Origin of the sequence: uncultured Romboutsia sp., from assembly GCF_958366745.1 — a bacterium.
Taxonomy (GTDB): Bacteria; Bacillota; Clostridia; order Peptostreptococcales; family Peptostreptococcaceae; genus Romboutsia; species Romboutsia timonensis.
The window spans coordinates 1-6,976 of record NZ_CATXCO010000123.1 but is presented as its reverse complement, the minus strand read 5'-3'; the positions used below and the strand labels follow the sequence as shown (position 1 = coordinate 6,976).

Below are 6,976 nucleotides of genomic sequence, written 5' to 3'. Positions count from 1 at the left end.
ATATAAAAGACATAGATTTAAAAAATAAAATGTTTAAAGTAATAGACAAAGCTAATAGTTGCTTAAAACATTATGATGTAAAATGTACTGATTTTTTAAATCCCTATGAAATAAAAAATGCAATAGCTATTTTAAATTCATTTAATGATATTAAATATAGTGTGGATGGAGGGTATGACAATGCAGAAAGAAAAGTTATATTTATATATCCATACTATATGGAATATGAGGATATAGAATGTCCTCTAGAGATAGTTCAAGTAGAGGGAAACTTTAAATTTAAAGAAATATCTCATAAAGACTATCTAGGTGCGATACTTAACTTAGGTATAGTAAGAGAAAAAATAGGAGATATAATAATACATGAAAATTTTTGCCAAGTTGTAGTAACTAGTGGTATATGTGATTTTTTAACTATAAACTTAAATAAAGTATCTAGGAATAAAGTTATTGTTAAAAAAATTTCTAGAGATGATATTATACCAAATTCACCAAACTACAAAGATATATCTTTTACAGTTTCATCACAAAGGTTAGATTGTATAATAAGTGGACTTTATAATATATCAAGACAAGATAGCTTAAAGTACATAAATGGTGAAAGAGTCCATGTAAACTATGAAAAAATAACTTCGCCGTCTAAAGAAGTTGAAGATAATTCATTAATATCTGTAAGAGGCAAGGGTAGGTCAATTATCATCAATGTAGGAGAGATTACAAAAAAAGGCAGAATAAAAGTTCAAGCGAAGTTAATAGTATAGGAGGGAAATAGATGATAGCTCCAATAGAAATAGAAAATAAAGAATTTAAAAAAGTATTAAGGGGTTATAAAGAAGAGGAAGTAGATGAATTCTTAGACTTAGTAAAAGAAGACTATGAACAACTATATAGAGAAAATGCAGAGTTAAAGGAAAAGGTAAGGTTATATCAAGACCAAATTAATAAATATGAGAATATAGAAGAAACATTGAATGCTACTTTAATAACTGCTCAAAGAGCTGCAGAAGATACTTGCAATGCGGCTAATAAAAAAGCTAGAATTATAGTTGAAGAAGCAGATTTAAAAGCGAGACAAGTTATAGAACAAGCTAATAATAGTGTTATAGAGATAAGAAAAGAATATGATTTAATGGTTAAGGAATTTAAAGTATTTAGAAATAAATTTAAATCGTTACTAGAAGATGAAATAAAAAGTATAGATGAAATATTCTATAATGTAGATGAAAATCCTAGTGGATTCGAAAATACTATGATGTATAACTTACAAAATGAAGCTGCAATTTCTAGTTTAGACTAAAAGATTATTCAAAAAAACATTGACTATTCAGAAAAATTATTATAAAATTTTTATTATAAAATAAAATACTATTTTAAAAGCAATGATGGAGACAGTAGACTTTAGATAATTTTACAGAGAGTTGGCATAAGCTGAGAGCCAATAAATTTATAAAGTTGAATATCACTCCTAAGCTGCAGGCTGAAAGACATTTGTTTATTAAGCTGTGCCGGTTAATGCCGTTAAACTATAGAGTGTAATATATATTAATTTAAATTTTAGTATATATTAAATTAGGGTGGTAACGCGATTAATACTCGTCCCTTTTTTAGGGGACGAGTTTTTTTATATTCAAAATAGTATTATTTATTAAAACATCTTGTTTAAGCTTATTAAGATTAGATAAAAATTATAAATATAAACTTTAGAAAGGGTGATTTTATGTCTAAATTTAAGTCATTAGTAGACAGTTCTGTAAAGCAAGCAGAAGCAGAAGTTTCTAAGTATTGGAATGAAGTAAATATACTTGAGAAAACTTTAGAAAAAGGTAAAAATGATCCAAGTTTCGTATTTTATGAAGGACCTCCAACTGCAAACGGAAATCCTGGAATACACCATGTTATAGCTAGAACTTTAAAGGATTCTGTTTGTAGATATAAGACTATGAACGGATATCAAGTAAAAAGAAAAGCTGGATGGGATACTCATGGTTTACCAGTAGAAATACAAGTAGAGAAAGAATTAGGATTATCAGATAAGCAACAAATAGAAGCTTATGGAATCGATAAGTTTAATGAAAAATGTAGAGATTCAGTATTCTCTTTTGAAAAGCAATGGAGAGAAATGACTGAAAGAATGGCTTATGAAATAGATTTAGATAATCCATACATAACTCTAGATAATAACTATATAGAATCTGTATGGTGGATACTAGATAAGTTCAATAAAGAAGGATATATCTATGAAGGTCATAAGATACTTCCATACTGCCCAAGATGTGGGACAGGACTAGCTTCACACGAAGTTGCTCAAGGATATAAGGAAGTTAAAAATAATACAGTAATAGCTAAATTCAAGAGAGTTGATGCAGATGAGTACTTCTTAGCATGGACAACTACTCCTTGGACTTTACCATCAAACGTTGCATTAACAGTAGGTCCAGAGGTTGACTACGTAAAAGTTAAGCAAAATGATGAAGTATACTATGTTGCTAAAGCATTAGCTAACAAAGTATTAGGTGAAGACTATGAAGTATTAGCTGAAATGAAAGGTAAAGATTTAGAACATGTTGAGTATGAACAATTAATGCCTTTCGTTACAACTGAAGAAAAAGCATTCTTTGTAACTTGTGGTGATTATGTTACAACTGAAGATGGTACAGGTATAGTTCATACTGCACCAGCATTTGGTGAAGATGACTATAACTTAGGTAGAAAATATAACTTACCAGTTTTACAACCAGTTGATGAAAGTGGTAAATTTACAGCAACTCCATGGGAAGGTAAATTCGTTATGGAGGAAGGCGTAGACGTTGAGATAATAAAATGGTTAGCTCATGAAAATAAATTATTCTCTAAAGAAAAAGTAGCTCATAACTACCCACACTGCTGGAGATGTCAAACTCCACTTGTATACTATGCTAAGCCAAGCTGGTATATAGAAATGACTAGATTAAAAGACCAATTAATAGCTAACAATAACACTGTTGAATGGTATCCAAACTTCGTTGGTGAAGGTAGATTTGGTAACTGGTTAGAAAACTTAAATGACTGGGCTATATCTAGAAGTAGATATTGGGGAACTCCACTTAATATATGGAAGTGTGAATGTGGTCATAAGCAATCAGTTGGTTCTAGGGCAGAACTTGCAGAGAAGGCTATAGAAGATGTAAATCCAGAAACTGTAGAACTTCATAGACCATATGTTGATGATATACACTTAAAATGTGATTGCTGTGGAAAGCCAATGACAAGAGTAACAGAAGTTATAGACTGTTGGTTCGATAGTGGATCTATGCCATTTGCACAACACCACTACCCATTTGAAAATAAAGAAAACTTTGAAGAATTATTCCCAGCAGACTTTATATGTGAAGGAATAGATCAAACTAGAGGATGGTTCTACTCATTACTTGCTATATCTACATTCGTTATGGGTAAAGCTCCATATAAGAGAGTTTTAGTTAATGACCTTGTACTTGATAAAGAAGGTAAGAAAATGAGTAAGTCTAGAGGAAATACTGTTAACCCATTTGAGTTATTTGACCAATATGGAGCAGATGCTTTAAGATGGTACTTATTATACGTATCTCCACCATGGACTCCAACAAGATTTGATGTTGATGGATTAAAAGAAGTTCAAAGTAAGTTCTTAGGAACTATGAAAAACGTATATAACTTCTTTACGTTATACGCAAATACAGATGAAGTAAATCCTAAAGATTTCTTCGTTGATTACAAAAATAGACCGGAATTAGATAGATGGATATTATCTAAGTTTAACAACTTAAAGAAAGAAGTTGAAGAAAACTTAGAAATATTTGAATTAAATAAAACTGTAAGAATGATACAAGATTTCATAAATGAAGACTTATCTAACTGGTATATAAGACGTTCAAGAAGAAGATTCTGGGCTACTGAATTAACAGAAGATAAGAAATCAGTTTACAACACAACTTATGAAATATTAACAGAGCTTTGCCAACTTATAGCTCCATTTGCTCCTTATATATCAGAAGAAATATACAGAAACTTAACTGGTGAAGTATCTGTACATTTAAGTAATTATCCAAAAGCTAACTTAGAATTAATAAATCCAGAATTAGAAGAAAAAATGGATTTAGTTAAAAACTTAGTTACTTTAGGTAGAGCATCTAGAGAAGCTACAAGAATAAAAGTACGTCAACCAATACAAAAAGTATTAGTAGATGGTAAATTTAAAGATACTATAAGTGATGTAGTAGATCTTATAAAAGAAGAACTTAATGTTAAGGAAGTTGTATTCGCTAAAGATTTAGGTGAATATATGAACTTTAGCTTAAAGCCAAACTTCAAAGTATTAGGACCTGTACTTGGTGCTAAGATGAAATTCTTTGCTGGAGCTTTAAATAAATTAAATTCTAATGAAGTTGCTCCAAAGCTTGAAGTAGGAGAAACTTTAACTGTAGATATAGATGGAGAAAACTTTGAATTTAACAAAGATCATGTATTAGTAAATATATCTGCTAAAGAAGGATTTAATGTATCTATGGAAAATAACTTATTCGTTATATTAGATACTACATTAACTACAGAGTTAATAGAAGAAGGATATGCAAGAGAATTTATATCTAAAATACAACAAATAAGAAAAGCAAGTAACTTTGATGTATTAGATAATATCGATATAGATTTCTGCGGTGATGATGAAATAGCTCAAGCTGTAGAAAACTTTAAAGATTATATAAAATCAGAAACTTTAGCTTTAGAAATAAATAGAGTAGATGATGAATCTTTAGAAAAACACAATTTAAATGACCATATGACTGGCATAAAGGTTACTAGAAAATAATTTTATAAACACCTTATGGAAATTTCCATAAGGTGTTTTATTTTTTACCTTTAAGGGAATTATATAGCTTTTTAATAGCTAGGATAAGTTAGAAAATACAGTTATATAAATATATATTAATTTACATAAAATTAATTTAAAGAATTAATAAATTAAAGCAAATTTAATAATAAATTAAGAAGTTTTAGAAAGTATGTTAAAATACTATCAAAATATGATAAAATATATACAAAGGGAAAATTTAATAGATATTAGGAGGCAATATATGGACGTAGGAGTAAAGTCACAGTCGAAACAAAAAAAATCTAAAATCCAAGGGTTTATGGATAAGATTGAAATGCTTGGAAATAAATTACCGCATCCAGTGTTAATGTTTATATACATTTCTATATTTGTATTATTAGCATCAGCAGTATTAGGTAGTTTAGGGGTTGTAGCACATACAACACTGGGGGATTTCCCAATAAATAACTTACTAGGTCAAGAACCAATAGAAGTTTTAAAAGTTGGAGCTAGTGGTGCTACTGTATCAGAAAGATATTCAAATGGTCTTTCTTACATAATAGGAACAGCTATAAATAACTTTATGGATATGAAAGCTATAGGTTCTATACTTATAATAATGTTAGCTATAGGTCTTATGGAACATAGTGGATACTTATCGATAGCAATGAAAAGTGTAGTTAAAGCAACACCAGTAAAACTTGTTACACCAGTTGTTATTTTCTTAGGAGTTATGTCAAATCTAGCATCAGATGCAGGGTATGTTGTTCTTATACCACTTGCAGCTTTAATGTATTATACCTTAGGTAGACATCCACTTGCAGGTCTTGCAGCAGGATTTGCTGGAGTTTCGGGAGGATTTAGTGCAAATCTTTTTGTAAGCTCAACTGATGCATTATTATTACCATTTACGCAAGCAGCTGCTGAAACTGGGGATGCACTTGCAGGAACTAATTTAGCAGGAAGTCTATCAGTAACTAGTAACTGGTTCTTTATGATGGCATCTACTGCAGTTATAATGTTATTAGGTACTCTAGTTATAGATAAGTTTGTAGAACCAAGATTAGGTAAATACAATAAAAGTGAAGCTAGCATAGATCAAAATCACAATGAAACTGAAAAGGAAATAAAAGCTTTTAAATTTACTAATAAAGTAATGTTAGTAGTATTAGGACTTATAGTATTAGCAGCTTTACCTTTAGATAAGGGAAATAAGATATTCTTATTAGGCGATTTATCAACTAATGTACCTTTATGGGGAACTAATGCTGAAGGATTACCAGCATTAGTAGAAGTAGATGGATTCTTAAATTCTATATTTTTCCAAGGTGACATAGTAATGATGATAATGTTCGTTATATTTGCTGCTAGTGGATTAGTTTATGGATTTAAGTCAGGTAAATTTGCTAAACCTGCAGATGTAGTTCCAGCAATGGTTAAAGCTATGGCAGATATGGCACCTATAATAGTTATATTATACTTTGTTGCACAGTTTTTAAATTATTTTAATGATTCTCACATAGGTATATTAATAGCATCAATGGGAGCTAAATTAGTTGAAATGATACCTCAAGGTAATATGTTTATGACTATAGTATTAATGGTTGCATTTATATTTTTAACAGCATTTGTTAACCTATTTATGGGTGGAGCATCTTCTAAATGGGGCTTACTTGCACCAATATTTGTACCAATATTGATGGTTGCAGGATTTACACCAGCAGGTGTTCAGTTAATATATCGTATAGGAGATTCAGCTACAAATGTAATATCTCCACTTATGAGCTACTTAGGAGTTATAGTAGTATTTGGTCAAAAATATAAAAAAGAATTTGGTGTTGGTAACTTAATATCAACAATGATGCCAATATCTATGGCGTTCTTATTTGGATGGACTGCATTTGCTATAATTTGGGCATTATTAGGATTCCCAATAGGTCCTGGGACAACATTCTTTATATAATTAATATTGATAAATAAAAAATTATACTTATATAATTTAGAATATATATTATATAAATTGTATATAAAAATTGCGAATATAATTATTCGGCACGAGATTAGTAAATTAGTCTCGTGCTTTATTTTTTTAAACCTGAATTGTCAATTTAAATCAGACAAATTACTTATGAATCACTAAGCAACTGG

4 protein-coding genes and 1 other annotated feature are annotated in these 6,976 nt (G+C 29.7%); all 4 genes read left to right on the top strand.

Features of this window, described 5'->3' with window-relative positions; genetic code table 11:
* The first annotated feature begins 2 nt into the window (after positions 1 to 2).
* On the top strand, positions 3 to 761 hold the full coding sequence (locus tag Q5F54_RS08810) for a YlmH/Sll1252 family protein (RefSeq protein ID WP_302334255.1): 759 nt from the start codon (positions 3 to 5) through the stop codon (positions 759 to 761).
* A gap of 11 nt (positions 762 to 772) precedes the next feature.
* Positions 773 to 1,297 carry a DivIVA domain-containing protein gene (locus tag Q5F54_RS08805; RefSeq protein WP_071119631.1) on the top strand — a complete coding sequence of 175 codons (525 nt, stop codon included), beginning with the start codon at positions 773 to 775 and terminating at the stop codon, positions 1,295 to 1,297.
* 73 nt (positions 1,298 to 1,370) lie between these two features.
* Positions 1,371 to 1,604, top strand: a binding site (T-box leader).
* A gap of 113 nt (positions 1,605 to 1,717) precedes the next feature.
* Positions 1,718 to 4,825, top strand: coding sequence for an isoleucine--tRNA ligase (gene ileS / locus Q5F54_RS08800; RefSeq protein WP_281538676.1), 3,108 nt, complete (start codon positions 1,718 to 1,720; stop codon positions 4,823 to 4,825).
* Between the two features lie 265 nt (positions 4,826 to 5,090).
* Positions 5,091 to 6,791: an AbgT family transporter gene (locus Q5F54_RS08795; RefSeq protein ID WP_288524377.1), complete on the top strand. Its 1,701-nt coding sequence runs from the start codon at positions 5,091 to 5,093 to the stop codon at positions 6,789 to 6,791.
* Positions 6,792 to 6,976 lie beyond the last annotated feature (185 nt).

What these genes read in the sequence shown, in the direction of transcription:
- Q5F54_RS08805 (WP_071119631.1), top strand. Translation starts at nt 773, where the DNA reads ATGATAGCTCCAATAGAAATAGAAAATAAAGAATTTAAAAAAGTATTA.
- ileS (WP_281538676.1), top strand. Translation starts at nt 1,718, where the DNA reads ATGTCTAAATTTAAGTCATTAGTAGACAGTTCTGTAAAGCAAGCAGAA.
- Q5F54_RS08795 (WP_288524377.1), top strand. Translation starts at nt 5,091, where the DNA reads ATGGACGTAGGAGTAAAGTCACAGTCGAAACAAAAAAAATCTAAAATC.